Annotated in this window: 23 protein-coding genes; 4 read left to right on the plus strand and 19 right to left on the minus strand. The window is 59.9% G+C overall.

Annotated elements, in window-relative coordinates; all coding sequences use genetic code 11:
* Positions 1–286: 286 nt before the first annotated feature.
* On the minus strand, positions 287–1,450 hold the full coding sequence (locus tag WBK23_RS04795; protein WP_424482828.1) for a diguanylate cyclase domain-containing protein: 1,164 nt from the start codon (positions 1,448–1,450) through the stop codon (positions 287–289).
* 99 nt (positions 1,451–1,549) lie between these two features.
* Positions 1,550–3,676 carry a DNA helicase RecQ gene (recQ, locus tag WBK23_RS04800; RefSeq protein WP_424482829.1) on the minus strand — a complete coding sequence of 709 codons (2,127 nt, stop codon included), beginning with the start codon at positions 3,674–3,676 and terminating at the stop codon, positions 1,550–1,552.
* A 166-nt stretch (positions 3,677–3,842) separates the two neighbouring features.
* Here recQ and WBK23_RS04805 point away from each other — a divergent pair, with 166 nt between their 5' ends.
* The 4 genes from WBK23_RS04805 (at position 3,843) to lapD (ending at position 7,595) form a co-directional block, all read left to right on the plus strand.
* Positions 3,843–4,430, plus strand: a complete 588-nt coding sequence (locus WBK23_RS04805) for a UPF0149 family protein (RefSeq protein ID WP_424482830.1) — start codon at positions 3,843–3,845, stop codon at positions 4,428–4,430.
* A 15-nt stretch (positions 4,431–4,445) separates the two neighbouring features.
* A complete protein-coding gene (locus WBK23_RS04810) occupies positions 4,446–4,862 on the plus strand; it encodes a YbaN family protein (RefSeq protein ID WP_424482831.1) in 417 nt (138 codons plus the stop codon).
* A gap of 84 nt (positions 4,863–4,946) precedes the next feature.
* Positions 4,947–5,639, plus strand: coding sequence for a cysteine protease LapG (lapG, locus tag WBK23_RS04815; RefSeq protein ID WP_424482832.1), 693 nt, complete (start codon positions 4,947–4,949; stop codon positions 5,637–5,639).
* A gap of 9 nt (positions 5,640–5,648) precedes the next feature.
* The gene (gene lapD / locus WBK23_RS04820; protein ID WP_424482833.1) at positions 5,649–7,595 is read left to right on the plus strand and encodes a cyclic di-GMP receptor LapD; all 1,947 of its coding nucleotides are present in this window, start codon (positions 5,649–5,651) and stop codon (positions 7,593–7,595) included.
* A gap of 63 nt (positions 7,596–7,658) precedes the next feature.
* Here lapD and WBK23_RS04825 read toward each other — a convergent pair whose 3' ends face one another.
* The 17 genes from WBK23_RS04825 to WBK23_RS04905 form a co-directional block, all read right to left on the minus strand.
* Positions 7,659–9,065 (minus strand): sigma-54-dependent transcriptional regulator, encoded by a 1,407-nt coding sequence (locus WBK23_RS04825; protein ID WP_424482834.1) that lies wholly within the window; start codon positions 9,063–9,065, stop codon positions 7,659–7,661.
* 5 nt (positions 9,066–9,070) lie between these two features.
* A complete protein-coding gene (locus WBK23_RS04830; RefSeq protein ID WP_424482835.1) occupies positions 9,071–10,282 on the minus strand; it encodes a sensor histidine kinase in 1,212 nt (403 codons plus the stop codon).
* 186 nt (positions 10,283–10,468) lie between these two features.
* Positions 10,469–11,941, minus strand: a complete 1,473-nt coding sequence (locus WBK23_RS04835) for a sigma-54 dependent transcriptional regulator (protein ID WP_424482836.1) — start codon at positions 11,939–11,941, stop codon at positions 10,469–10,471.
* A 277-nt stretch (positions 11,942–12,218) separates the two neighbouring features.
* Positions 12,219–12,515 carry a flagellar protein FliT gene (fliT, locus tag WBK23_RS04840; protein WP_424482837.1) on the minus strand — a complete coding sequence of 99 codons (297 nt, stop codon included), beginning with the start codon at positions 12,513–12,515 and terminating at the stop codon, positions 12,219–12,221.
* 27 nt (positions 12,516–12,542) lie between these two features.
* Positions 12,543–12,923: a flagellar export chaperone FliS gene (gene fliS, locus WBK23_RS04845; protein WP_424482838.1), complete on the minus strand. Its 381-nt coding sequence runs from the start codon at positions 12,921–12,923 to the stop codon at positions 12,543–12,545.
* 72 nt (positions 12,924–12,995) lie between these two features.
* The gene (gene fliS / locus WBK23_RS04850; protein WP_424482839.1) at positions 12,996–13,388 is read right to left on the minus strand and encodes a flagellar export chaperone FliS; all 393 of its coding nucleotides are present in this window, start codon (positions 13,386–13,388) and stop codon (positions 12,996–12,998) included.
* Entirely contained in the window at positions 13,388–14,851 is a 1,464-nt protein-coding gene (fliD, locus tag WBK23_RS04855; protein WP_424482840.1) for a flagellar filament capping protein FliD, read from the minus strand. The genes fliS (WBK23_RS04850) and fliD overlap by 1 nt, the downstream gene beginning before the upstream one ends.
* Before the next feature lie 74 nt (positions 14,852–14,925).
* Positions 14,926–15,309, minus strand: coding sequence for a flagellar protein FlaG (locus tag WBK23_RS04860; RefSeq protein WP_424482841.1), 384 nt, complete (start codon positions 15,307–15,309; stop codon positions 14,926–14,928).
* A gap of 72 nt (positions 15,310–15,381) precedes the next feature.
* On the minus strand, positions 15,382–16,977 hold the full coding sequence (locus WBK23_RS04865) for a flagellin (RefSeq protein WP_424482842.1): 1,596 nt from the start codon (positions 16,975–16,977) through the stop codon (positions 15,382–15,384).
* A 271-nt stretch (positions 16,978–17,248) separates the two neighbouring features.
* Positions 17,249–18,028: a cephalosporin hydroxylase family protein gene (locus WBK23_RS04870; RefSeq protein WP_424482843.1), complete on the minus strand. Its 780-nt coding sequence runs from the start codon at positions 18,026–18,028 to the stop codon at positions 17,249–17,251.
* Positions 18,021–18,677, minus strand: coding sequence for an acetyltransferase (locus WBK23_RS04875; RefSeq protein WP_424482844.1), 657 nt, complete (start codon positions 18,675–18,677; stop codon positions 18,021–18,023). The genes WBK23_RS04870 and WBK23_RS04875 overlap by 8 nt, the downstream gene beginning before the upstream one ends.
* Positions 18,674–19,789, minus strand: coding sequence for a DegT/DnrJ/EryC1/StrS family aminotransferase (locus tag WBK23_RS04880; protein ID WP_424482845.1), 1,116 nt, complete (start codon positions 19,787–19,789; stop codon positions 18,674–18,676). Before WBK23_RS04880 ends, WBK23_RS04875 begins: the two co-directional genes overlap by 4 nt.
* Complete coding sequence (locus WBK23_RS04885) at positions 19,786–21,009, minus strand: methyltransferase domain-containing protein (RefSeq protein ID WP_424482846.1); 1,224 nt, start codon at positions 21,007–21,009, stop codon at positions 19,786–19,788. Before WBK23_RS04885 ends, WBK23_RS04880 begins: the two co-directional genes overlap by 4 nt.
* Positions 21,006–21,566, minus strand: coding sequence for a dTDP-4-dehydrorhamnose 3,5-epimerase family protein (locus WBK23_RS04890; protein WP_424482847.1), 561 nt, complete (start codon positions 21,564–21,566; stop codon positions 21,006–21,008). Before WBK23_RS04890 ends, WBK23_RS04885 begins: the two co-directional genes overlap by 4 nt.
* The gene (gene rfbG / locus WBK23_RS04895) at positions 21,559–22,644 is read right to left on the minus strand and encodes a CDP-glucose 4,6-dehydratase (protein WP_424482848.1); all 1,086 of its coding nucleotides are present in this window, start codon (positions 22,642–22,644) and stop codon (positions 21,559–21,561) included. The genes WBK23_RS04890 and rfbG overlap by 8 nt, the downstream gene beginning before the upstream one ends.
* On the minus strand, positions 22,626–23,399 hold the full coding sequence (gene rfbF, locus WBK23_RS04900; RefSeq protein ID WP_424482849.1) for a glucose-1-phosphate cytidylyltransferase: 774 nt from the start codon (positions 23,397–23,399) through the stop codon (positions 22,626–22,628). The genes rfbG and rfbF overlap by 19 nt, the downstream gene beginning before the upstream one ends.
* Complete coding sequence (locus WBK23_RS04905; protein WP_424482850.1) at positions 23,396–26,221, minus strand: tetratricopeptide repeat protein; 2,826 nt, start codon at positions 26,219–26,221, stop codon at positions 23,396–23,398. Before WBK23_RS04905 ends, rfbF begins: the two co-directional genes overlap by 4 nt.
* Between the last annotated feature and the right edge of the window lie 76 nt (positions 26,222–26,297).

Genomic DNA, 26,297 nt, shown 5'->3' on the forward strand with positions numbered 1-26,297 from the left:
CGGCCCCAGCACTCACCACAAGCGCCAAGCGCAGCGGCAAAATCGGCCACTTCCCTCCCCTAAGAATCTGTTTAGGATCTTGCGAGCTAGAGTCCTGCAAGGCGCTACGTTAGTAACAGCCTCCGGCTGGTCAAAACGGCGAGGAAGCGGAGTTCGCGAGCTGTGAATGAGCACTACTCGCTTTGCTCGCCCTACGGGCCGCGCTAAAGCGCGTTAGCCGCAAGCGGCTTGCCGAACCTGTTTTTAACGCAGCAGGGCCGACGCGCAGCTGATCGTAAATAGATTCTCAGGCGACGACCTGATTGCGGCCAAAGGCCTTGGCTTCATAAAGCGCACGATCCGCATGCTCATAAAGCTGCGCCAACGCGCCGCCCTCGGCGGGCTGGATGCAGGCAATACCAATCGACATGGTCAGCATCCGCGCCGTATCGGAGCCGGCATGCTCGATATTCAGGGTTTGCAGGGTTTGTCGCAGCGCCTCGGCGTGCAGCCGCGCCTCGGCTTCGCCAATGTCGTACAGAAGCACGGCAAACTCTTCGCCGCCCAGGCGCACGGCCATGTCCAGCGGACGTCGCGCGGCGTCTTGCAGCAGGCTGCCAATACGCTGCAACACGTTATCGCCGGCCTGGTGGCCGTAATGATCGTTGTACGCCTTGAAGTGATCGATATCGCACAGCAGCAGCGCCAGGCTGCGCTGCTCGCGCTGGGCCTGACGCCAGAGGCGCTCGAACTGGCGATTGAAGCTGCGGCGGTTATGCAGCCCGGTCAGGCTGTCGTGATCGGCCAGCACACGCATCAGCCGGCTGATCAGAAAATGCTCACGCGACTTGAACTCCAGCAGGTAGCAACCGACTGCGCCCATCAGGTTGCCGAACAGCAGGAACAGGGTGTTGTTGATCAGCCGCGCAAGCGGCATCTCGGCCATCGTCCACTCCACGCAGACGTACACCAGCAGCACCAGCAAGGAGCAGCTGAGCGCCTCGCTCAGGCGCAGGCCGACCAGGAAGTAGGCCGCCATGCAGATCAGCAACAAGCCTTCATAGGGGTAGCTGGGGTCGACACGATGGGCAATACCCACCACAAAGGACGCCGCAGCGCCCAATGCAATCAGGCTGACCAGGCTCAATGGCTGCAACAGGTGGGTGTGTTTGCGCTGAATCAGCAGCCAACCGAACAGGCACAGCAGCAGCAACACCACCAGGCGAATGGCGAACATCCACCAGACTTCAGGGGCCTTGATCAGCACAAAATCGAAGGCGGCAAATGCCAGCCAAACCAGGATGCCAACGCTCAGGGCGATGCGTTTCAGCTCGAAGGTGTCGTCACGCAGGTAGTCGCGGTATTCCTGCTCCAGCGGCCGGGCGAAACGCAACAGGCGAAAGCCCAGCGCGAGCTGGTCGGCATAGGGGCTGGGGCGAACATCGTCTAGCCAGGCATGGGAAAGCGGCACCGTGACCTCTACAGCGGGATGGCTGAAACCACCTTAGCCGCTCGCCATCAGTGCCACAAGCTGAACCAACTAGCGGCGACGACGCCGCGCACACCCTGCTCAGCCCTCGAATTCCGCCTGCAAGGCCGCGCGTACACACTGCAAAATGCCGATTTCAACGCGTCCGGCAAACTGCTCGCTGATGGCCGTTACCGCCGGTAACTCGCCCTCGCCGTCGAGAAAGGCATCCTGAATTTCGCCAAGTAATTGCTCCGGCACATCCAGCGCCTGCTCCAGCGACAGCTGCTGGCGCGCGATGGCCTCTGCCAGCAGGCCATACACACTCTTCTCGCTGCAACTGAGCTGCTGGGCGATCTGTGCCGGGGTCATGCCCGCGCGGGCCAGGCTGACCAATTCATGCCGCAGATCGACCACCGCACGCGGCGCTTCGGCCTCCCCCGCCAACACCTCGAGAAACGCCTCGCCATAGCGCTCCAGCTTGCGCGCACCGACGCCGCTGACCCGGGCCATTTCGGCCAGGGTGCTGGGCTTGCTGCGCAGCATTTCCAGCAGGGTGGCGTCCGGAAAGATCACATAAGGCGGCACGCTGTGCTCTTCCGCCAGTTTGCGCCGCAAGGTGCGCAGGGCTTCCCACTGACCGCGCTCCTCGCCACGCACCAGCTGGCTGGCGGCACTGCTGGAGGCCTTGGCGCTCTGTTGCGGCTTGAGGTCACGACGCAGCTGCAGGCTGACTTCACCCTTGAGCAATGGTCGGCAACTGTCGGACAGACGCAGGCCGCCGTAGCCATCGAGGTCAACATCGGCCAGGCCACGCGCCACCAGTTGACGGAACAGCGAGCGCCACTCGCCCTCGGCCAGCGCCTTGCCCACGCCAAACACCGTCAGGTGCTGATGGCCGAGGCTGCGCATCTTGTCGTTGTCGCGGCCCAGCAGCACATCGACCAAGTGACCGACGCCATAACGCTGGCCGGTGCGGTAGATCGCCGAGAGCGCCTGACGCGCCGGCTCGGTGGCGTCCCAGGTCTGTACGCCGTCGATACAGTTATCGCAATGCCCGCACGGCTGCGGCAGCTCTTCATCGAAGTAGGCCAGCAGCGCCTGGCGGCGGCAGCGGGTCTCCTCGCACAGGGCGAGCATGGCGTCGAGCTTGTGCTGTTCGACGCGCTTGTGCCGCTCATCGCCCTCGGAGTTGTTGAGCATCTGCTTAAGGAAGATCACATCCTGCAGGCCGTAGGCCATCCAGGCATCGGCCGGCAGGCCATCGCGGCCGGCGCGGCCGGTTTCCTGGTAATAGGCTTCCAGGGATTTCGGCAGATCGAGGTGCGCGACAAAGCGCACGTTGGGTTTGTCGATGCCCATGCCGAAGGCAATGGTCGCCACCATGATCAGGCCTTCCTCGTTGAGAAAGCGCTTCTGGTGATAAGCGCGCAGCTCGTTGGCTAGGCCGGCGTGATACGGCAAGGCCGGAAAACCCTGTTCGGACAGAAACGCCGCGACTTCCTCGACCTTCTTGCGCGACAGGCAGTAGACGATGCCGGCATCGCCCTTGCGCGCCGTCAGGAAGCTCAGCAGCTGCTTGCGCGGCTGTTCCTTGGGCACGATGCGGTAGAAGATATTCGGCCGGTCGAAGCTCGACAGAAAACGCTCGGCATTCTGCAGATGCAGGCGCTGGACGATCTCCTCGCGGGTGCGCATGTCCGCCGTGGCGGTCAGGGCAATGCGCGGCACATTGGGGAACAGCTCGGCGAGCTGGCCCAGTTGCAGGTATTCGGGGCGGAAATCATGGCCCCACTGCGACACACAATGCGCCTCATCGATGGCGAACAGGGCAATCTGCAGGTTCTGCAGGAAACTCAGCATGCGCGGCTGCACCAGGCGCTCGGGGGCCAGGTAGAGCATCTTGATTTCGCCGCGCTTGATCCGCTCGGCGATCTCACGCTGCTCATCGTTGCTCAGGGTCGAATTCAGCGCCACCGCGGCCACGCCCAGCTCGTCCAGGGTCGCGACTTGGTCGTCCATCAGCGCAATCAGTGGCGATACCACCACCGCCAAGCCCTCGCGCAGCAAGGCCGGGACCTGGAAACACAAGGACTTGCCGCCCCCCGTGGGCATCAGCACCAGGGCATCGCCGCCGCCGGCCACGCGCTCGATGATCGCACCCTGACGGCCGCGAAAGCTGTCGTAGCCGAAAACGTCTTTAAGGATGCGTTGCGCGTGGTCGAGCATGAAGGGTCTCCGAAACAAGCCGCGCATTATACGCAGGTGCCAGTCGGCACAGGCAGGTCGCTCGACGGTGCGCGCTTTTACATCGCGCATTGGCCTGCGGCTATGGCCGCTCAGGCCGCTCTAGACTAGAATCCAGCCTCGTTTACTCCTTCAAGGTAGCTACCCGATGTCCTTCGCCGAGCAACTCTCCCGCCTGCAAGCCTTCCTCGATGCCGATGAGCTGCATGAAGAGGCATTGGACTATATCGCCGCCCACGGCTATCTGACTGCGCTGTCGATCTGCCCGGAGCAAGTGCCGGAGCGCGAATGGATCGATGCGCTGTTCTCCGAGCCACCGCATTACCGCAGCGACGCCGAGCGCGAAGAGATCGAAGCCACCCTGATCCAGCTGCAAAGCCATATCGCCCGCCAACTGGCCAGCGACGACGAGCCCGACGTACCGTGCGAACTCGACCTGAGCGAAGAGCCGGACGATTCCGACCTGCGCGGCTGGTGCATCGGCTTTATGGAAGGAGTGTTCCTGCGTGAAGCGGTGTGGTTCGACGACGCCGAGGATGAAGTCAGCGAGCTGCTGCTGCCGATCATGGTCGGTTCCGGGCTGTTCGACGAGCAACCCGAGTTCGCTGAAATTGCCCGTGACCGCGACCTGGTCGACAGCATGATCGATCAGATCCCCGAGCTGCTGACCGCGCTGTTCCTGCTGTGCCATGCACCGGAAGAAAAGCCGGCCCTGCTCAAGCCACGCCACCACTAAACCCACGCCATAGCCATGGCGCGCGCGATAGAGGAACAGCGTAACCCGGCCTTGCGCTACACCCTGCTGGCCATCGGCTGGTTGAGTGTGACGCTGGGCGTGATCGGGATTTTCCTGCCGGTGCTGCCCACCACGCCATTCCTACTACTGGCTGCCGCCTGTTTTATGCGCAGTTCCAAGCGCTTCTACCTGTGGCTGGTCAACCACCCGCAACTCGGCCCCTGGATCGTCGACTACCTCGAAGACCAGGGCATTCCACTCAAGGGCAAGGTCTACGCGATCGGCCTGATGTGGTTGAGCATCAGCCTGTCCTGCTACCTGGTGCCGCTGTTCTGGGCCAGAGCCTTTATGCTCACCAGCGCGATCGTGGTCAGTCTGTACATCCTCCGGCAGAAAACCCTGGTCAGACCCAAGGTTCAGGCCCCGCGCTAACCCGACCGACATGCGGTATGTTTGCCTCGGCAAAAATCACAACTAGCACCTAGACTTTCCCAATCTTTAGCCGAGGCGCGGTACATGCCACCACGTCAGCTCACTCAAGGATGGTTCAAGCGCCTCAATACAGCGTTGCTGGCCGCCTGCGCCTTGCTGATTGGCCTCGCCAGCGCTGTCGCCAACTGGGACTTCGGCATCATTCTGCAAAAGGCCGAAAGCCGCTATGGCACCCTCGGTGCGGCCAAGCAGCGCATTCAGGCCTGGGACGCCTTGATAAAAGCCAACGAAAGCAGCGCGGAAAAAGACAAGCTCACCGAGGTCAACCGTTTCTTCAATCGGCAGATTCGCTTCTCCGACGACATCCGCACCTGGAAACAGAACGATTACTGGGCCACGCCCATCGAGGCTCTGGTCAAGGGGGCCGGCGATTGCGAGGACTACTCCATCGCCAAGTATTTCACCCTGCGCCGCCTCGGCATCCCCAGCGACAAGCTGCGTATCACGTACGTCAAGGCACTCAATTACAACCAGGCGCACATGGTCCTGACCTACTACGCCAGCCCCGGCGCAGAGCCCTTGGTGCTGGACAACCTGATCAATGACATCCGCCCTGCCTCGAAGCGCCGAGACCTGCTGCCGGTCTATGCCTTCAACGCCGAAGGCCTGTACCTGGCCGGATCGAACAGCAAGAAGAGCGACACCAAGAAGCTCTCACGCTGGCAGGATTTGTTGAAAAAAATGCGCACGGAGGGCTTCGCCATCGGCGAAGGCTAGGAGGAACCTATGTCTCTACTCAAGCAGCTATTTCTCGCCATCTGCCTGTTTCTGGTGGTGGCGTTCACTGGCAGTTTTATTGCCGGGGTGGAAAGCTCGCGGGAACAACTGCTCAGTCAACTGCGCTCGCATGCCCAGGACGCCGCCACGGCGCTCGGCCTGTCGATGACCCCGCATGTGGACGACCCCGCCATGATCGAGCTGATGGTCAGCTCGATCTTCGACAGCGGCTACTTCACCAGCATCCGCGTGGTGCGCATTCCCAGCGAAGAAGTGATTGTTGAACGGCGCACCACCTCCAGCCCGGAAAACGTCCCGGCCTGGTTCGTCACCCTGGTCAACCTGCAACCCCAGGGTGGCGATGCGCTGATCATGCGCGGCTGGGACCAGGCGGCACGGGTCGAGGTGCTCAGCCATCCGCAATTTGCCCTGTCCAAGCTCTGGGACAGCGCCATCGGCAGCCTGCTCTGGCTACTGCTGTGCGGGGTGGTCAGCGCTATCCTCGGTGGTTGGCTACTGCGCACCCAGTTGCGCCCACTGGACAATATGGTGCAACAGGCCCAAGCCATCACCCGCCGTGAATTCCTCACGCTGCCCAAGGTACCGCGCACACCGGAACTCAAGCGCGTGGTGATGGCCATGAACCAGATGGTCGAGAAGCTCAAGACCCTGTTTGCCGAGGAAGCCGCGCGCAGTGAGAAGCTACGCGAAGAGGCTTACCAGGACAGCATCACCGGGCTGGCCAACCGCCGCCTGTTCGATATCAGCCTGGCCAACCAACTGGTGGTGTCCGAGCAGAACGCCGATGGCTACCTGATTCTGTTGCGGGTCAATGACCTCGGCGGCCTCAACAAGCGCCTGGGCGGGCAACGTACCGATGCGCTGATCAGCGCGATCGGCGAACTGCTCAAGCGCCTGCTCGGTCAGGCCAATCGTGCCGACTGGCTGGCCTCGCGTAGCCGCGGCGGCGAGTTCAGCCTGCTCGCGCCGGGGCTCGGCAGTGAGGAAGCCGACCTGCTCGCCGGGGAATTGCACACCGGCCTGGAAAGCCTGCGCCAGACTGGTGCCAGCGACTGCACGCCAGTGGCGCACCTGGGCATCGCGGCCTTTCGGCCTGGCGAAGAACCCAGCCAGGTCATCGGCCGCGCCGACCAGGCCCTGGCCCAGGCGCAAAGCGACCCGAGCCGTCATTGGGTGCGCCTGGATGACTACAACGCCCAGCCGAGCCAGGGTCTGCATGACTGGCGAGCCTGGATCGATGACGCCCTGAACAAACGCAACCTGCAGCTGTATTTCCAGCCGGTGACGCAATGCGCGGATCGCAGCCAACTGCTGCACCATAAAGTCCTCGCGCGCCTGCTCGACCCGCAAGGCGAGGCCATTGCCGCCGGCCGCTTCCTGCCCTGGATCGAACGCCTAGGCTGGACCGCACGCTTCGACCTGGCGATGCTGGAACACAGCCTCGCGCACCTGACCCAACATGCCGCGCCGCTCGCCCTGAGCCTGTCCGCAGCGACCCTGCGCGATGCGGAAACCATCAAGCGCATGCTGGACATTCTCAAGCAGCATCCACAACAGGCCAGCTTGCTGACCCTCGAAGTGGATGAGCGCCATCTACCGCCGGCCGCCGAGCTGGAAAGCCTGAGCCAGGGCATCCGCGATACGGGCTTCAGCCTGGGGCTGCAACATTTCGGCGGGCGCTTCAGCCTGATCGGCAACCTGACTCACCTGGGTCTGGCGTACCTAAAACTCGACGGCACCTATATCCGCGCCATCGATCAGGAAAGCGACAAGCGCATGTTTATCGAGGCGGTATTCCGCGCCACCAACAGCATCGACCTACCGTTGATTGCCGAGATGGTGGAGACCGAAGGCGAATTGGCGGTGCTCAAGGAACTGGGCCTGTATGGCGCGATGGGACGCCTGCTCGGCGCACCGGAGCCGTGGAAGGACTAAGCGCGCGGTGACACAGCGGCGTGTATGCAAAGGGCGAACTCGCCATTGCATACACGCCTAGGTTTAGCTGGCGAACAGGTAGCCTTCCACATCCATACCGGCATCGCGCATCTGCGCCAGCTTGTAGCGCAAGGTACGCGGGCTGATACCCAAGCGTTCGGCGGCTTCCTTGCGGCGGCCGCGCTCGGCGCGCAGGGTGTCGATAATCATCTGGAACTCATGCCGGCGCAGGTCATCACCCAGGGCTCCGGCCTCGACTGTCGGCATTTCTGCGGCGACGGGTGCAGAGCTCGGCACCACGGCTAATAGTGGTTGCTGCGGTACCGACACGGCAGAGCCGATCGGCGCGAGCAGACACAAGTCCTGCGGCTGAATCAAACCACCCTGTTGCAGGATCAGCGCACGCTGAATGGCATTGTCCAGTTCACGCACATTGCCCGGCCAGCTGTGGCTCATCAGGCTCAGCTGCGCCTGTGGTGACAGGCGAATCGGCGGATGATTCATTTTCTTCACGTACTTGGCCAACAGCCGCTCAGCCAACGGCACGATGTCCGCCGGACGCTCGCGCAGCGGTCGCCAGGCCAGCGGGAATACCGACAAGCGATAGTAAAGGTCTTCACGGAAGCGCCCCGCCGCCACTTCACCGGCCAGGTCACGGTTACTGGTGGCGAGCACGCGAATATCTAGGTTGATCGGCTTGCGCGCGCCAACCCGCTCGACCTCGCGTTCCTGCAATACCCGGAGCAGCTTGGCCTGCAGGCCCAGGGGCATCTCGGAAATCTCATCGAGCAGAATGGTACCGCCCTCGGCCAATTCGAACTTGCCCGGCGCACTGGCAATCGCCCCGGTAAATGCGCCCTTCTCGTGGCCGAACAGCGTGGCTTCGAGCATATTGTCCGGAATCGCGGCGCAGTTGATCGCAATAAAGGGTTTGCTGCCGCGTGGTGACTGCTGGTGAATAAAGCGCGCCAGCACTTCCTTACCGGTACCCGACTCGCCGGTAATCAGTACCGTCGAATCGCTTTGCGCCACCCGCGTCGCCAGGGCCAGCAGCTGCACGCTGGCAGGCTCCTGCGCCACCGGACCATCCTGTTCACTCGCGGTAACCCGCCCCAGCGCATGCCGGTCAACCAGCGTCAGCAAGGCTTTCGGCTCGAAGGGTTTGACCAGGTAATCCGCCGCGCCCTGGCGCATCGCATCCACCGCGCGCTCCACCGCGCCGTAGGCGGTCATCAACAGCACCGGCAGTTGTGGTTGGCGCTGACGAATCTGCGCCAGCAACTGATGCCCATCCATACCCGGCATGTTCACGTCGCTGACGACCAGGCTGAAGGGCTCCTCGGCGATGGCCAGCAAGGCCGCCTCGGCGCAATCCACCGCACGGAAAGCATGCCCGCCGAGCGCCAGGGTATCGGCCAGGGCTTCGCGCAGGGCGCGGTCGTCTTCGACCAACAGAACTTTGGCAGCCATTGGGGTTACTCCTGAATCAAGGGGTGCGTGGCACCCAGCAGTGGCAAGGTCAACACGGCGCAGGTGCCGCGCCCCGGGCGCGAGCGCAATTGCACGTCGCCCTGATGCGCCCGCGCCACAGCCTTGACCACGGCCAGGCCAAGCCCGGTGCCCGTGGTCTTGGTGGTGAAAAAAGGTTCGCCAAGGCGCGCCAGGGTGACGCTGTCGATACCTGGACCGTTATCGCTGATGCACAGGCGCAGCGAATCGCCACGGCTATACAGGTGAATCTTCAACCGCGCCTCACGCCCTCCCGCCTGGATCGCGTTCTCGATCAGGTTCAGCACACTACCGACCAAGGTGTCGCGGTTGCACAGCAACTCGCCCGCACGGCTGTCGCACTGCCAGCGCACCTGCATATCCAGCACATGCGGTTCGGCGGCGGCGCGCAGCGCATCAAACAAGGCCTTCGGTGCAAGACGGTCGGGCAATGGCAGCTCGCCCCGGGCGAAGATCAGCATGTCGCGCACCTGGTGCTCCAGCTCATGCAGACGCTCCTTCAAGCGCCCGGCAAAACGCTGCTGCTGCTCCACCGGCAACACTTGCTCAGTCAGATGGCTGGCGTATAACAAGGCGGCCGAAAGTGGCGTACGAATCTGATGCGCCAGCGACGCCACCATGCGCCCCAGGGCGGACAAGCGCTCGTGGCGAGACAGTTGATCCTGCAAGCGCCGGGTTTCTGTCAGGTCGGTCAACAGCACCAGTTGGCCCGGCTCGGCGTGTAGCGAGCGGGTCGCAATCGACAGACGCCGGCCATCTTTCAAGGAAATTTCGTGACCGTCATCCTCGCGCGGCGCGAAGTTGCGTGCGATCACCTGACGCCAGAGCATGCCGACCAGGGGCTGGCCGAGCAGGTTGCGCGCCACCGGATTGGCTTCACGCACCACACCCTGGCCATCGATCACGATGACCCCGCCCGGCAGCAGATCGAGCAGACTTTGCAGGCGATGGGCCAGACGTTCCTTCTCCGCCAGCTCCTGCATGCGCTGGGCGCTGACCAACGCCAACTGACCCTTGAGTTCAGTCACCCGGGCTTCGAGCATGCTGTAGGAGGTGCTGAGCTGGGTCGACATCTGATTGAACAAGGCAAAGGCTTGTTCGAGACCGGCACGGCTGGCCTGCTCAACAGGTGCAGGCGTTTCTGGCAGGTTTTCAGGGCGTTGAGCGTTGCTATTCATGGTTCTCTCTCGCGCAGCGAGCCGTCATAAGACAGTCAGTTAACTGAGAGATAGCAATACCCGTGCCTGAAAATTTATCCTTAGATATCAACGCCTTAAAAAACAAAGCCGAAGGCTGTGTCAAACCTTAGGCTTTATTCAGGGGGTAAGCGCCAAGTCACTGACGATTACCCAAGTGCTCAGGACTTAGTCGTCCACGGCCTCATCGTCACGCCGGCTCATGCCGTATTTGCGCATTTTCTCGACCAGCGTCGTGCGCCGAATGCGCAAACGCTCGGCGGCGCGCGCCACTACGCCACTGGCGTCATCCAGCGCCTGCTGAATCAAGCCCTGCTCCAGGTTGCCCAGGTAGTCCTTGAGATCCAGGCCTTCCGGCGGCAGCATGGCCAGCGATTCCACCCCCGGCAAGCCGGCCATAAGGGTTGCACGCTCGTCCAGCTCGTCACGCAGGCTGGCCACCAGACTTTCGTCTTCATCATCAACATGGCGAAACTTCTTCGGCAACTCGCCGACACCGATCACGCCATAGGGATGCATGATCGCCATGCGCTCGACCAGGTTGGCCAGTTCACGCACGTTACCCGCCCAATCGTGGCGGCAGAGCGACATGATGGCCGCGGAATTGAAACGGATCGAGCCGCGCTTCTCGAACTCCATGCGCGAGATCAGCTCATTCATCAGCAACGGAATGTCTTCGATGCGCTCGCGCAGCGGGGCCATTTCGATCGGGAAGACATTCAACCGGTAATACAGATCCTCACGGAAACTGCCGTCCTCGATCATTTTTTCGAGATTCTTGTGCGTGGCGGCAATGATGCGCACATCGGCGCTCTGGGTCTTGTTGCTGCCAACCCGCTCGAATGTGCGCTCCTGCAGCACGCGCAGCAGTTTCACCTGCATCGGCAGCGGCATGTCGCCAATTTCATCAAGGAACAAGGTGCCGCCATTGGCCAGTTCGAAGCGCCCCGCGCGGCTGGTAATAGCCCCGGTAAAAGCACCCTTCTCATGACCGAACAACTCGCTTTCCAGCAGTTCAGCGGGAATTGCGCCGCAGTTGACCGGTACAAACGGCGCATCACGGCGCTTGGAGTGATAGTGCAGGTTGCGGGCGACCACTTCCTTGCCCGTGCCTGACTCACCGAGAATCAACACACTGGCCTCGGTATCAGCCACCTGCTGCATCATCTGCCGAACTTGCTGAATCGCCCGACTGGTACCGACCAGGCTACGGAACAGGTTGGTCTCACGCTGCCGTCCACGCTCACGGGCCTGGTCGTACATCTCGCGGTAAACCTGGGCGCGGTGCAGGGAATCCAGCAGCTTGTTGTAGCTCAGCGGCATTTCCAGACAGGCCAGCACGCTACGCCGTTGCTCTTCGGGCCATTCGCCTGCCACTTGTTCGTCAAGCAACAAAGCCGGCAGAAACTCATCCCAAGCAGCCAACTGCTTGAGCAGCTCCAGAGCACCACCTTTGGCTTTCACTTCGCCCAGCAACACACTCAAAACCGCACGACTGGACTCCAGCTGCGCTACGGTTTCACGCCAGCCCTGGCTGTCACAGGCAAGATGATCTTCACCGAGAAAATTCAGGATTACCGTCAAATCGCGGCGGCGCTCGCTGTTATCGTCAATTAGGAGGATTTTGGTTTCACGCCACATAATTTTCTTTATTGATCCTGGAGTGAAAAACGCGCCCGCCGCCCAAATCGCACTCAAGCAAGCGCCGGCAATTGGCCACTAGTAAAGTCAATTTTTTGTTCGCAGTCAATTTTATGGCGTGCTTTTTTTGCTTAGACTCAGAGCAGGGCTAAGCGGCTGTTTATAAAGAAGGCTGAAATGGCGACAAGGCGGTCAGAATTGACCACCTGCTACGTAAAAACGACTTGGGGAAACGCGATAGGCGAGGCCGGCGAGCCCCGGCAAAAGGGCGACTGACTCAGCCAAACAGCTGATAAACCTTGGCCCCTTGCTGGGACTGGTTCAGCTGCACCAGCTCATGCGCCAAGCGTTGTTGCTCTGCCTGACAGACACTGACCAGCTCACGATAAAGATCCAGCAACTCCTGCATACGCGCGCGCAGAACATCTTCATCGTGAATCGACTCGACCATGGCCTCGTCAACGGCCTGGCGGCACTGCAGATCCAACTCACCAATCGCGGCCCAGTCCTGGGTAGCCAAGGCGGTACGCAAAGCGCTGCCGGTTTCTTCTAGACGCTGCACGGATGAGCTCATAAACAATTCCTCAGGCGGGAAACCGCATCACTCGGCGATGGCATCCCAGCCAGCTTTTACATTACGCAGCAGGTCTGCAACTTCATCCAATGGCGCTACTTCGTTCTGCACATTGGCGGCAATCAAACGCGACGTCATGTACTCATACAAGCCATCTAGATTGGCAGCCACTTCGCCGCCCAACTCCAGATTCAGGCCTTCGCGCAAACCACCGATAATGCCAATGGCTTTACTGATTAACTCGCCTTTGAGAGCAACCTGGTTACGCTCCATTGCCCCACGAGCCTGGGCCAAGCGAGTCAGCCCGCCTTCCATCAACATCTGGATCAATCGATGCGGGCTGGCTTCAACTGCCTGGACCTGCGTATTGACGGTTTGATACTGCTTGAGAGCCGCCATCGCGTTCATCGTTGTTCTCGCTGTTCTGCTTGCTGGATACCTTGGGTATCGGCGCTACAGAGCAAAGCTTTAGCAACGAAATCAGTTTCCTACGGCCGGCTCGACCTCTGGGCCGATGGCATCCCAGGCACTCTTGATCTGTTCAAGCAGTGCCTGCACTTCATCCAGGGTACGTGGCGTGCTGTCGAGCGCCACACCCGCCAGGCGACGGGTCATATAGTCGTAGAGCGAGTCCAGATTCTCGGCAATCTCACCGCCCTGCTGCTTATCCAGACTGGCCTGCAGTACACCCAAAATAGTGATGGTGCTGCCGACGGCCATGCCACGAATTTCAGCATCACCCTCAGTCAACGCGTGCTTGGCCAGCATCACCCGCTGTACCGCCCCCTCAAGCAACAACTGGACTGTGCGATAAGGCGAGACCTCGTGGCTGGTATTAACCTGCTTGTAGGTATCAATCGGTTTCTTGCTCATTACGAATCCTTTTTCACGAAGCCTGGCAGACTGGCAAGCTGGCCGGCCAGACTCTCACTGGTTTTCTTCAAACGACCGACCAGGGAATCCATCGCGTTGTATTGGGCATAAAGGCGTGTCTGAAGACTTTCAACGCGTTTATCCAACGCCTTGCGCTGCTCATCGACCCCCTTCTTGGTGGCCTGCAACGCCTCACTGCGCTGTTTAAGCACGCCGTTGGTCGACACATAAGCTTCGACCGACTTGGACAGGCGCCCCATCAGGCCATCGTCCCCCGCAAGGTAATCTCCGACCTGATCAAAATTGCTCTCCAGGGCCTTGGTCAACTTGGCATCATCAATCTTGAGTTGACCGGTTTTCCAATCAGACGCAATACCCAAACCTGCCAGTGCGCGAACGCCCCCTTCGCCGGTCATCTTCACCAGCTCGTTACGCACACCCGACAACACATTGCGTATAGAAGAGTCGCCCAACAAGGGGCCGGTAACCGGGGCTCCACCTTCGACTGGAACGACCGCTGTCAGCTGAGACGTTGTAGCGATAAGGGCGTTGTATGCATCAACGAATTTTTGCAGATTGGCTTTCACACCCGCCTTATCAACACCGACGGTGAGCGTAACGGTTTTACCAGCAGCCAGATCGGCAGGAGTCTGAGCAGCGACCAGATCAATAGTCACACCCTCAAGAGCATCGTCAATGCGATTGGTATCGCGCACCAACTGCAGGCCATCAATGGTCAACTTGGCCGACTGAGCCTTGGTGATAACCCCGCCGGCGCCGGTGGTGGAACTGGGAGGCAGGAAGGCATCGGCATTGCCCGGATCGACGACTGGAGCAAAATTTTGGGAGGTCAGCGCATTAGCACCGCTGGTTACGCCATCCTCACTCGCAACAACCTGGACATCGTTGCCAGCACCACTCTTGGTAGAGCTGAGCACCAGACGCGAACCAGAGGCATCGGAAATGATAGTGGCACTGACGCCGCTACTCTGACCGGCCGTATTGATTGCATCACGCATACCGGCAAGAGTGTTATTGCTCGCGGTAATGTTGACGTTGAAGCTCGAGCTTCCTGCCGAAATGGCCAGCGTGCCGCTATTGAACGTGGCAGTGTTGCCGCCCGCCACCGATTGCAAAGCGACTTTACTGCTAGTCGCCAGCTGCTGAACCTGAATATTGTAAGAGCCTGCAGGTGCCGTGGTGGCAGCAGTGACCTTGAACACACTGGAATTAGACGAGCTTGCCGTGCGCGATTCGAACAACGAAGTCTTGTTCAACGAGTCGACGGCCGTCTTGAAGGTATTCAGCGCTCCGGTTAGAGAACCGATTGCCGAGATGCGCGTGGTGGTGGTCTTCTCGAGACGATCAAGCTGGTTGGTCTTCGGTGCCTTTTCGGCATTGACCATCGCTGCGACGATCTCGTCGATATTGATTCCTGAGCCAATGCCCGTAACCCCAGCCATGCTTCACCTCGCCAAAATAATGACCATGAACACTAAACAAGTGTTCATAGGCAAAAGCCACGCCAACCTTGCGGTCAGGCTTCGGCTTTGAATAACAGACTGCGAACCTCCGAAAGATTTTCTGCCAACTGCAGCGCCTCTTCAGAAGGTATTTGTCGAATCACATCACCCGAACCCGCATCCGTCACTTTGACAACAACACGCCCACTGCCCTCTTCGAGGGAAAAATTCAGGCTACGACGAACCGATTGGACAAAGTCCTGAATCGTCGCAACAGCAGCCTCAACCTCCTCACGGGAAGCCGGGGAGTCACTGCCTGCCGGTGTAGCGCTATTGAGAGCGTTTTCAGATGATTTGCGTCCATCCACCTCAACAACAGTTGCGGACGAACTCTGCACACGCTCCGCCTTAGCCCCAGCGGTAGCAACCAGCGAACTTTGAATAGAACCAATGTCCATAACTTTCTCCTCAGAATGAGGGAACGGGGAGAAGAGCCAAGCCCTTCCCCCCGTAGTCTAGCCCTTTTAACCTTAGCCGAGCAGGCTGAGCACAGCCTGTGGCAGCTGGTTAGCCTGGGCCAGGATTGCGGTACCGGCTTGCTGCAGGATCTGATTCTTGGTCAGTTCCGAGGTTTCAGCAGCATAGTCAGTGTCGCGAATCCGGCTACGGGCAGCGGAGGCGTTCTCACCGATGTTCTGCAGGTTCGAGATGGTGTTCTCGAAACGGTTCTGCACCGCACCGAGCTGGGCTCGCTGGCTGTCGATGTTGGAGATTGCACCGCTGACGATACCCAGAGCGTTCTGTGCACCGACCGCAGTACTCACATCAATTTCAGCGACCGAATCCAGGTTACTGAACACGCTGGCTGGCTGTACGCCACCGTCGATGGTGCTGAAGTTCTTCACTTCGAAGGCATCCGGCGACTCGAAGCGCAGTTGACCTACAACAGCAGCACCCACTGCAGCTGCGGCAGCACCACCGATGGCGACGGTAGCACCGATGTTGTCGGAGTTATCCGAAGCAGACTGGTTATCGCCCTCGAAACCAAGGGTCTGGATGTTGCCTGCTACCTCAGTGCCGCTCTGGCCACCAGTAAAGTCAGTGATGACAATATTGTCGCCACGCTCGCTGGTCAGCTCCAAGGTGCCATCGCTGTTGGCCTTGGCAGTAATACCGGTCTTGCCAGCCTCTTTGTTGACCGCATCGGCCACAGCCTGCAGATCGTTCCAGTCGGTGATATTCGCCGAGATCGCGACCTTGTCGTCGACATTGGCGTCGTTGGAACCATACAGGTTGAAGCTGAGGGTTTCAGCGTCAGTAGTGGTGCCGCCAGTGATGTCAAGTTTCGCTACGGTACGAGCTTGACCGGTAATGCCTGTCGCATCGGATACACCGTTCACGCCATTGGCTACATCACGCGCCGAACTATTCACCGCAAGCGCTACCGAGGCAGTACCCAGCTTACCGGCCAGGGTCAAGCCAGCGGTAGTGGCGGGCGAGGAGGAGTAGCCAATAGTAGTGGTGGTCAAGAGAGCGAAACTACTGCCCGCGACGGCACCTTTACCACCTTGAGTAGCGTTGGCTGCACCAGCCTCAGCACTGCTGAAACGGTTGGCACCGATACGGGCCGCCCCTGCAGCACCAATGGAAACGCTGATGGTTTCAAAGGCGTTGGCACCGACCTGGAAGCTCTGCGAACCGAAAGTACCGTCAAGGATCTTGCGGGCACCGAAACTGGTGGTTTCAGCGATACGGTTCAGCTCTTGCTGCAGCTGGGACACTTCACCCTGGAGGGCTGCGCGTTCAGTTGCGCCGTTGGAGCCGTTGGCCGATTGCAGGGCCAGGTCACGCATACGCTGCAGAATGCCGGTGGACTGCTGCAGAGCACCTTCAGCGGTCTGCGACAGGGAGATACCGTCGTTGGCGTTACGGGTTGCCACGTTCAGACCATTGATCTGACTGGTCAGACGGTTGGAAATTTGCAGACCAGCAGCGTCGTCTTTGGCGCTGTTGATGCGGAAGCCAGTGGACAGGCGCTGCAAAGAGGTGTCCAGGCCTTTGGAAGAAGTATTAAGGTTACGCTGAGTATTCAGCGAGGCGACGTTTGTGTTGACTGTAAGGGCCATGGTGTTTGCCTCCAAAGGACCGTGTTACCGAGATTGTCTGAGCCTGCGAGCTTTGGGCCTGCTTTGCTCAGACGCCCCATAAAGTTCGCATTCGATCTTTATATCGGCGCTACTGGCAGCAACTTTAGGTAGCTTTAGCAAGAAAATTCTTACTTTTTTTCTACTTGCTGATCAGTCAGTTACAGCGCTAAAAAGAAGCTAACCCGGTACTTTGATAGGAAACTTGACGCCTACAGCCACACTCACGCCTGCACCCTGCCCCTATTAAGGCTCAAGCCAAACGCTTAAGAAACCCATCCGGTGCCACAGTAATCAACAACTTGTCCTGCAGCGCCTGGTCGATGGCGAATGCCTGGCCAGCCTCTGTCTTGAGAAAGGCATGCACGGCGGTTTTCGGGTTGTCACCTGGTCCCCAGGGGCGGTCAGGGAAGAAGTCGGCCGGCATGTCTTCGACCACGGTATCGAAGACCACGCAATAGCTGCCAGGGCTGACCAGCGGACTGTACAGCTCAAGCTCGCGCAATACGTGCGCATGGGTATGGTTGGAGTCGAGGATCACCAGCACGCGTTCGGCACCGGCCGCCTCGCGACGCACCTGGGCCATCACCTCTTCGCCGATTGAGGAGCCTTCGATCAGGCTGATGCGCGAGAACAGCGGGTGCTCCTCGATTGCGGCGCGGTTGTGCGGACGAATCTCGATGTCCACCCCGACCACCCGCCGCGGCGCAGCGGTGCGGCCCTCACACAGATCGAGCAGGGCCAATAGCGAAGCATTGAGGATCAGCGAGCCGCCGTGGGCGATACCGGTCTCGATGATCAGATCCGGCTTAACCGTCCACACCAGTTCCTGCAGGGCGACTATGTCCTGCGGGTACTGGATGATCGGCCGACCGAGCCAGGTAAAGTTGTAGGAGTACTTGTGCTGGCAGCTGTGCACCAGCCAATCGTTCGACTTGGCCTGCAACTCGGTATCCGCGCCGGCACCCTTGGCATTCTCTGCGCACTCATCGCGAAAGGCTTGATGTTGCGCCGCATAGTCCTGCTTAGCCATCCAGTGACTCCTTTTCAATCGGTTCATAACGAAGAATGCGGGCGGGATTGCCCACCACCACCGCGCCTGCCGGCACATCACGGGTAACCACGGCGCCAGCACCGATAGTCGCCCACGCGCCGATGCGCAGACGCGGCAAGACTACCGCGCTGGCACCGACGAACACACCATCACCGACCTCCACCTTGCCGCATAGATTGGCCCCGGGAGCGATAAACACCGAGTCGCCCAGGCGGCACTCGTGGTTGATGATGCTGCCGGCACTGACACTGCAATTGCGCCCCAGGCGTACATCGGCCTGGAGCACAGTGTATTGCTGCAGGTAACTGCCCAGCCCCAGCTCGACCATCTCCAGCTCAAGCTCTGGATGGATAAATTGCCCCAGCTCCGCGCCGGCGGCCAGCAACGCGCGGGTGGTCTGGTGACGGGTGCGGGTATCACGGGTGATCAAATTGACCAGCAGGTGCTCACCGATCAGTTCCGCCAACCGCTCGAAACCGCCGAGCACCGGCAGGCCGTAAAAATCCATGCCGCGCTTCGCCGGATCATTGTCCAGCAACCCTGCTACCGGTTGGCCGGCAGCGCTAACGGCGCGAGCCTGGCGCACCAACTCAGGGTTGTTGGCACCGAGCAGAAGCAGCGGTTTCATCGCTGCAAACCCTGCAAGATGGCATCGATCACCCGCTGCTGGTCGACAGCAACCAGGTCGTGATAGCTCGGCAGGTTGAAGGCTCGCTGTGCCAGGGCATGCGCCCGCGGCGTGCTGACCGGCGGCAGATTGGCGAACACCGGGGTATCACTGAGCGGCTGGAAGAAAATGCGCGCATCGATGCCGGCCTGCCCCATTTGCGCCAGGACGCGATCGCGCTGCCCGGCCAGCTCTGTTGGCAATACCAGCGTCGGCATCCAGTAGCTGTTGCGGCAGTTCGTCGGCTCGGGGTTCATCCGCGCCCCCGGAATCGCCGTTTGCAACTGCGCGAAGTAGAAGGCGAATATTTCGCGTTTGCGCACCACCAGCTCCTCGATGCGCTCCAGCTGCGCACAGCCTAGAGCCGCCTGCAAGTTGGAGATCTTGTACTTGTGGCCCAACTCCGAAGGCCAGAACTGACGCATGTCGCCAGCGGCACGGCCGTGATTGTTGAGCTGCTGAACACGCTTGAGCAAGGCCTCATCACGGGTCGCCAGCATGCCGCCCTCACCGGTGGTCATGACCTTGGTACCGTGGAAGGAGAACACCGAGAAAGTCGAGCAACTGCCGGCTTTCTGCCCGTGCCACTCCGAACCCAATGCCTCGGCAGCGTCCTCGATCAGTGCCAGACCGTGGTGTGAGGCCAGCGCCTGCAGTTGATCCAACGCCGCCAGATTGCCGTACAGATGCACAGAGATGATCGCCCGGGTACGCGGCGTGATGGCGCGCTCGACCGCCGCAGGGTCCAGGCACCAGGAGTCCTCCAGTACATCGACCAGCACCGGTGTGGCCCCGACATAGAACACCGGGGCTGCAGAGGCGATCCAGTTGATGTCGGCGAGAATCACCTCATCGCCCGGGCCGATGTCCAGCGCACGCAGCCCCAGGTGCAAGGCACCGGTACAACTCGAGGTGGCGTGCGCATAGGGCACACCCAAATAGGCGGCGAACTCCCGTTCGAAACGGTTGATGTAGTCATAGCAATGCTCGCCCCAACCATTGCGGGCTGCATCCAGCACATACTCGACTTCGCGTTCGCCGATACTCGGCTTGGTGTAGTGAATTTTGCTCATAGCACTTGCAGCTCCGGCACTGCCACCACGAAACGTCCGCCCCACTCATAGATTCCAGCCTGCTGCTGAATTACCTCATCACGCAGGTTCCAGGGCAATACCAACACATAGTCCGGCTTGTCTATACGGATGCGTTCGGGAGCGACGATCGGGATGCGGCTACCTGGGAGAAACTTGCCCTGTTTGTGCGGATTGGCATCGGCCACCCAGGCCAGCAGATCACTGCGTACGCCGGCATAGTTGAGCAAGGTATTGCCCTTGGCTGCCGCACCATACGCCGCGACCGTCTTGCCCTCGGCTTTGGCCTGCAGCAGGAAGCGCAGCAGCTCATGCTTGATGCGCTCGGCGGCAGGTGCCAGGGTCGAATAGAAGGCGGAGGTTTTGATGCCTGCGTGTTCCTCTCGCACCAGCAACTCGGCCACTGCGGATGAGGCTTCACGCCCCCCGTCGGCGCGCTGCGTATAGACCCGCAACGAACCGCCATGGGTCGGCAGCTCTTCAACATCGAAGATATGCAGGCCATTGCGCGCGCACAGGCTCTGCACGGCTGTCAGCGACAGGTAGGAGTAATGCTCGTGGTAGAGGGTGTCGAACTGCTGCTCGGCCATCAGCTGAAGCAGATGGGGGAACTCGAAGGTGGCCACACCGGTCGGTTTCAATAGCGTGGCAAAGCCCTTGAGAAAATCATTGATGTCCGGCACATGGGCCAGCACGTTGTTGGCCGCCATCAGGTCGGCACTCCAACCCTCAGCTGCCAGGGCCGCAGCCGTAGCCTCGCCAAAGAACAGCTCGCGAATCTGCAAACCCTTCTCCCGCGCCGCACGCGCGGTGCTGGCGGTAGGCTCGACGCCCAGGCAGGGAATGCCACGCTGCGCCACGTACTGCAGCAGGTAGCCGTCATTGGCGGCGATTTCCACCACCCGGCTCTGGGCATTCAGGCCAAAGCGCTCGACCATTTGTGCGACATAGCGCTGAGCGTGCTCCAGCCAACTGCTGGAGTAGGAGCTGAAGTAGGCGTAGTCGGCATCGAACAGGCTAGCGGCCGAACGGTAATCCTCGGTCTGCACCAGCCAGCAGCTGTCGCACACCTGCACCCGCAGCGGCACCCATTGCTCGGCCTGATCGAGCTGGTCGGCACTCAGGTAGGCATTGGAAGGCGGCGCAGTACCCAGATCAATCAACGGCACATGCAAACCAGCACCACAGCCTCGGCACTTCATAACGCGACTCCCTGGAAATTAGCGGCCAACAACGGATGTGCGGCGTCCCGTGCCGAAAGATGACTGACAGGCAACGGCCAAGCAATCGCCAAACGCGCATCAGTAGGTGACAAACCGCCTTCATGTTCGGGGCTGTAATCCGCGCTGTGCAGGTAGAGCAATTCGGCATCGTCACTCAGTGCCTGAAAACCATGGGCAAAGCCTGGCGGCAATAACAAGCTACGACCATCGCCGGCTTCCAGGCGCTCGGCATGCCAGTGCAAGAAGGTCGCAGAGCCGCGCCGTAAATCCACCGCAACATCCCAGACTGCGCCACGCAGGCAGGTAATCAGCTTGGTTTCGGCATGCGGCGGGTACTGAAAGTGCAGCCCACGCACGCTGCCACGCTGTGCGATACGAGAATGGTTGATCTGGCGAATCTGCAATGGCTGGCCGAATGCGACCAGACTGCCCTGACAGAACAGTCGGGCAAAACGACCGCGCTCATCCTCGTGCACCTTGTGCTGCAGGCTGAACAATCCCGCCAGTGGTAATGCCTGCAGACTCAGCTCACTCATGCGGCCCCCAGTAGGCGGCCAGCTGCGCCAAGGTCAGCGCGCGCATATCCTCGCCACGTTGCCAGGCCTGATGCCAATCCAGGGTCTGCTGCAGGCAGCCATCCAGCGACCAGCGCGGCGTCCAGCCCAGCAGCTGGCGGGCGCGGCTGCTGTCCAGGCGCAACAAGCCCGCCTCATGCAATTCACTGGGTTCGATCAGCAGGCCAGGCGCTTGCGGCCAACGCTGCGCCAGGCGTTCAACCACCTCGCCGACCGTACACATGTCGCTGTCGCTCGGGCCGAAATTCCAGGCACCGGCAAACGCACAGCCCTGCTCGTACAAGCCCTGGGCCAACTGCAGATAGCCCGCCAGCGGCTCCAAGGCATGCTGCCAGGGCCGCACGGCCTGCGGGTAGCGCAGCGTCACCGGCTCACCACGGGTCCAGGCCGCCAGGATGTCGGGTACCAGACGGTCGGGGGCAAAGTCGCCGCCGCCCAGTACATTGCCGGCACGGGCCGTGGCCATGGCCAAGCCGTGCTCGGCATAGCGCGCAGCGGGGAAATAAGAGGCGGCGAATGACTGCGCCACCAACTCGCAACAGGCTTTGCTGCTGCTGTAAGGGTCATGGCCACCGAGCGCTTCGTTCTCGCGATATGGCCACGCCCATTCATTGTTGGCGTAGACCTTGTCGGTGGTGACCACCACGCAGGCCTTTACCCCGCCTGTCTGGCGCATGGCCTCAAGCAGGTGCAGCGTGCCCATGACATTGCTGGCATAGGTTCCCAGCGGATCCCGATACCCTTCACGAACCAGCGGCTGGGCGGCCAGGTGCAGCACGATTTCTGGCTTGACCTCGGCCATCACCTTCTGCACGGCAGCCAGATCGCGCAAGTCGCCGATATGGCTGTCGATGCCCTCCCCGACTCGCGCCAACTCGAACAGGCTGGGTGAAGTCGAGGGCTGCAACGCAAAACCGCTGACCTGAGCGCCCCAGCTCTGCAGCCACAGCGTCAACCAGCCACCCTTGAAGCCGGTATGCCCGCTGAGCAGTACCCGCTTGCCGCGCCAGAATGCGGGGCTCAGCTCCACTGCTTCCAAGGGGCCTCCCCGCTCAACCACAGTTGCTCGAGGTAATTCTTGTCGCGCAGGGTATCCATGGGATGCCAGAAACCCTGATGCTGGAAGGCCATCAACTGACCTTCAGTGGCCAACTGGGTCAACGGCTCGGCTTCCCAGGCCGTGGCATCCTCGGCGATATAGGGCAGCACTTTGGGCGACAGCACAAAGAAACCACCGTTGATCCAGCCACCGTCGCCACGGGGCTTCTCGATAAAGCCTTTGACCTGGTCACCCTCGCGCTCGAGCGCACCGTAGCGGCCCGGCGGCTGTACCGCAGTTACAGTCGCATATTTGCCATGGGCCTTGTGGAAAGCCACCAAGGCGCTGATATCCAGGTCGGAGACACCGTCACCATAGGTGAAACAGAACGCCTCCTCGGCATCCAGATAGCGCCCGGCACTCTTCAAGCGGCCGCCGGTCATGGTGTCTTCGCCAGTGTCGACCAGGGTCACACGCCAGGGCTCGCTGTAGTTCTGGTGCACTTCCATCTTGTTGTTGCGCATGTCAAAGGTGACATCGGAGGTGTGCAGGAAGTAGTTGGCGAAGAAATCCTTGATCGCATAGCCCTTGTAGCCCAGGCAGATAACGAAGTCGTGGATACCATGGGCCGAGTACTGCTTCATGATGTGCCAGAGAATCGGCTTGCCGCCGATCTCGATCATAGGCTTGGGTTTGAGGTGCGATTCCTCGCTAATACGCGTGCCCAGGCCACCCGCCAGAATCACCGCCTTCATTGCTGCTCTCCTTCTTCGCAATAGCGCTGCCACATTTGTCGGTACGTCAGTTCCATGCGACGAGTGAAGTCAGGGCCATTACAGAGTGGGGAGGCCTGCATTTCCTCACGCAAACCTGCACGAATCTTGGCCAACTCATCCACATCACTGGCCAGAGCCACCAATTTATCCACGTACTCCGTTTCGTTGTCGGCAATCCATTCATCTCGCCCCACCCCATGCAGAATGGTCGCGCCTACGCGCCCCATCGACGGTCGATCGCGCAAGGAAACAAACGGCAAGCCCATCCAGAGGCTTTCAAATAACGTAGTACCGGAGTTATGCGGAAAGCAATCCAGGGCAATGTCTATTTTTTTCAGTACTGCAGCAACAGGCGAGGTAAAGCCGATCACCAATCGATGGGCGGGAATACCATGCTTGGCAAATTCGCTTCGATAGTAATCACACAGACTCATGTCTTGAAAAGAGTGGCTGTCGAGAATCAACTTCGAGTTAGGAACCCGATTCAATAACTCGGACCACGCCTTGATAACCTTATAATTAACTCGAATCGGTCGAGTAAGACTACCGAAGGTTATATAGCCATTCTTCAAAGCGGGCAGATCGGACAACTCCGGCATGGCCACGCTCGGCTCATAGACAATGGCCGGTGCCGGCATACGCCATAAACTCTCAGAAAATGAAGATTCACAACCGGGCGGCAACATCTGTTCATCGGCCAGAAAGTAATCCATTTGCTTAAGACCGGAACCAAAAGCGAAGCCTACCCACCAACTCACCTGAACCGGAGCCGGCTTGATGGCAAAGGCTTCCAGGCGGTTATTCCCAGTATGCCCAGCCAGGTCGACCAGAATATCGATCTGGTCCGCATAGATTTGTTCGGCAATCGCCTCAGACGTAAGCCCGGTACAAAGCCGCCAATGATCGGCGTATTGAACAAAGCGCTCAGTCACATGATCCTCGCGCTTGACCAGCGAGTAGGCAAAGATCTCGAAATTTTCGTGATCATGATTGCGCATCAACGGCTCGATAAAATACGAGCAGACGTGATGGCAAAAATCAGGCGACACATAACCGATACGCAACTTCCGCCCGGCTGCACGCTGGTTCTCATAGGCGAAATATTTGCGCTTCGGGAAATACCCATCCACCACTTCGCGATAAACAGCAAACACCTCCGGGCCAGTCCAGTCCGGATGATAATTAACCGTAAACAATATGTTGGTACGCGCCAAGGGGTTATCCAATACCTGACGCAGTTGCTCGACGGCCGTATTAAAGTCACCGAACTGCGACTCGATCCCGGCAAGATTGACAAACACCTGCTTGAACTCGGGTGCAATTTCCAGCGCCTTCATATAGGCCTTATAGGCATCACGCAAGCGTTTACGCGCACCCAGGATATTGCCAAAATTATTCCAGAGAACGGCCTCGTTCTGGTTGATATCCAAGGCAACGCGCATAACTTTCTCAGCCTCATCCAGCAATGAGGCATCCAAATAGGTATTGGCCAAGTTATTCCACGACAGCGACTGCTTTGGCGAAATCGCGATTGCCCGCATAAAGCAACCTTCTGCCTCATGCTGGCGTCCAACTGAGTGGTAGACCGCACCGAGCATATTCCAGCCCAGCTGGTAATCCGGCTTAAGCTGCAACCCCTTCAACAAATAGCCCAGGGCGGCTTGTGGATTCTGTTGATGCTGATACGACAAGCCCAGCCAGCAGAGCGCCTCGTGATGCTCCGGCTTTAGGCTCAAGGCCTGCTCCAGATAAGCCCTGGCATCATCCAGATTGGCCTCTGCGGTCACCGCCGACATGCCCAGGTGACACCAGGCGTCTGGATTCTCGGGGCACGCTTGCGTCCATTCGCGCATGGCGACCAAGTCATCAGGCAAACGGTGATTCTTACGCAAGTGGGTACTCAGGCGCTGCCAGGCCAAATCGCACTGTGGGTTGTCTCGAACCAGCTCTCGCAGAATCGACTCGGCCTTTTCCAGCCGATTGGTTCTGGAACAACAGGCCGATAACACCAGGTGAGCCAACCACTGGCCAGGGTCAAACGCCAACGCCAAACGGGCCAGTGCCTCGGCCTCAGTCACATTGTGATCCAGCTCAAGATCAGCCAGTGCCGCCAGCACTTCCGGGTCTTTGGGGAAATTACGCCTGGCCGACGTAACCAACGGATACGCATCCGCGCGCTGCTCCAGGTGATAACGCGCCAACGCTTCAGCACGCTGATCCTGCGCAGTCGGCATCAGAATTTCACCCGCCAACGAAATCACCCGCTCCCAATCTTGCGCCTGCGTCGCTTGCTCAAGGCATTGTTTGAGAATTTGCTGGGTATTGCTTTGCAGGCAGCACTTTTTATATTTCAAGCCACTGCCACACGAGCAAGGATCATTGCGCCCCGGTTGATAGACGGCGACTTGCCCAAGGACATGCAGACGCTCTTGCAGTTGCTCGATCAGCATAAGCGACTGGGCTGCTTCGCCATGCTCGGGCTCCAGCTCAAGCACCTGCTTGAATGCGGCCGCGGCAGCTGCCCAATCCTGAATCTGCAAATAGGCCTTGCCTAGTTTCAAGGCATGCATGGCATTACTTGGATCTAGCTCAAGCAATCGGTCAAAGGTCTTGCAGGCCACAGCGCTGTCATGACTGGCGAGTGCGGCATCGCCGAGCAACGACAACGCCTCCGGGTCATCCGGCAACTCCTTAAGGACTCCCTGACAGCTATTGCGCGTACGGGTGTAGTCACCCTCCTCGAAGCCCAAACGAGCCTGCCGCCGAAAGAACTCAATGAGCCACACAGAGTCAACCGTCATAATTTCTCGCTATTTATTTAGGGACGTTCTGTACACCGCAGAACAGCATGCCATTTATAAACCAGACCACCATAGA

The sequence above is a fragment of the Pseudomonas sp. genome, assembly GCF_049653025.1.
Taxonomy (GTDB): domain Bacteria; phylum Pseudomonadota; class Gammaproteobacteria; order Pseudomonadales; family Pseudomonadaceae; genus Aquipseudomonas.

Excerpts from the sequence above, each read along its gene's own strand:
- recQ (WP_424482829.1), bottom strand. The coding sequence starts at position 3,676 with ATGCTCGACCACGCGCAACGCATCCTTAAAGACGTTTTCGGCTACGAC.
- WBK23_RS04805 (WP_424482830.1), top strand. The coding sequence starts at position 3,843 with ATGTCCTTCGCCGAGCAACTCTCCCGCCTGCAAGCCTTCCTCGATGCC.
- WBK23_RS04810 (WP_424482831.1), top strand. The coding sequence starts at position 4,446 with ATGGCGCGCGCGATAGAGGAACAGCGTAACCCGGCCTTGCGCTACACC.
- lapG (WP_424482832.1), top strand. The coding sequence starts at position 4,947 with ATGCCACCACGTCAGCTCACTCAAGGATGGTTCAAGCGCCTCAATACA.
- lapD (WP_424482833.1), top strand. The coding sequence starts at position 5,649 with ATGTCTCTACTCAAGCAGCTATTTCTCGCCATCTGCCTGTTTCTGGTG.
- WBK23_RS04825 (WP_424482834.1), bottom strand. The coding sequence starts at position 9,065 with ATGGCTGCCAAAGTTCTGTTGGTCGAAGACGACCGCGCCCTGCGCGAA.
- WBK23_RS04830 (WP_424482835.1), bottom strand. The coding sequence starts at position 10,282 with ATGAATAGCAACGCTCAACGCCCTGAAAACCTGCCAGAAACGCCTGCA.
- WBK23_RS04835 (WP_424482836.1), bottom strand. The coding sequence starts at position 11,941 with ATGTGGCGTGAAACCAAAATCCTCCTAATTGACGATAACAGCGAGCGC.
- fliT (WP_424482837.1), bottom strand. The coding sequence starts at position 12,515 with ATGAGCTCATCCGTGCAGCGTCTAGAAGAAACCGGCAGCGCTTTGCGT.
- fliS (WP_424482838.1), bottom strand. The coding sequence starts at position 12,923 with ATGAACGCGATGGCGGCTCTCAAGCAGTATCAAACCGTCAATACGCAG.
- fliS (WP_424482839.1), bottom strand. The coding sequence starts at position 13,388 with ATGAGCAAGAAACCGATTGATACCTACAAGCAGGTTAATACCAGCCAC.
- fliD (WP_424482840.1), bottom strand. The coding sequence starts at position 14,851 with ATGGCTGGGGTTACGGGCATTGGCTCAGGAATCAATATCGACGAGATC.
- WBK23_RS04860 (WP_424482841.1), bottom strand. The coding sequence starts at position 15,309 with ATGGACATTGGTTCTATTCAAAGTTCGCTGGTTGCTACCGCTGGGGCT.
- WBK23_RS04865 (WP_424482842.1), bottom strand. The coding sequence starts at position 16,977 with ATGGCCCTTACAGTCAACACAAACGTCGCCTCGCTGAATACTCAGCGT.
- WBK23_RS04870 (WP_424482843.1), bottom strand. The coding sequence starts at position 18,028 with ATGGCTAAGCAGGACTATGCGGCGCAACATCAAGCCTTTCGCGATGAG.
- WBK23_RS04875 (WP_424482844.1), bottom strand. The coding sequence starts at position 18,677 with ATGAAACCGCTGCTTCTGCTCGGTGCCAACAACCCTGAGTTGGTGCGC.
- WBK23_RS04880 (WP_424482845.1), bottom strand. The coding sequence starts at position 19,789 with ATGAGCAAAATTCACTACACCAAGCCGAGTATCGGCGAACGCGAAGTC.
- WBK23_RS04885 (WP_424482846.1), bottom strand. The coding sequence starts at position 21,009 with ATGAAGTGCCGAGGCTGTGGTGCTGGTTTGCATGTGCCGTTGATTGAT.
- WBK23_RS04890 (WP_424482847.1), bottom strand. The coding sequence starts at position 21,566 with ATGAGTGAGCTGAGTCTGCAGGCATTACCACTGGCGGGATTGTTCAGC.
- rfbF (WP_424482849.1), bottom strand. The coding sequence starts at position 23,399 with ATGAAGGCGGTGATTCTGGCGGGTGGCCTGGGCACGCGTATTAGCGAG.
- WBK23_RS04905 (WP_424482850.1), bottom strand. The coding sequence starts at position 26,221 with ATGACGGTTGACTCTGTGTGGCTCATTGAGTTCTTTCGGCGGCAGGCT.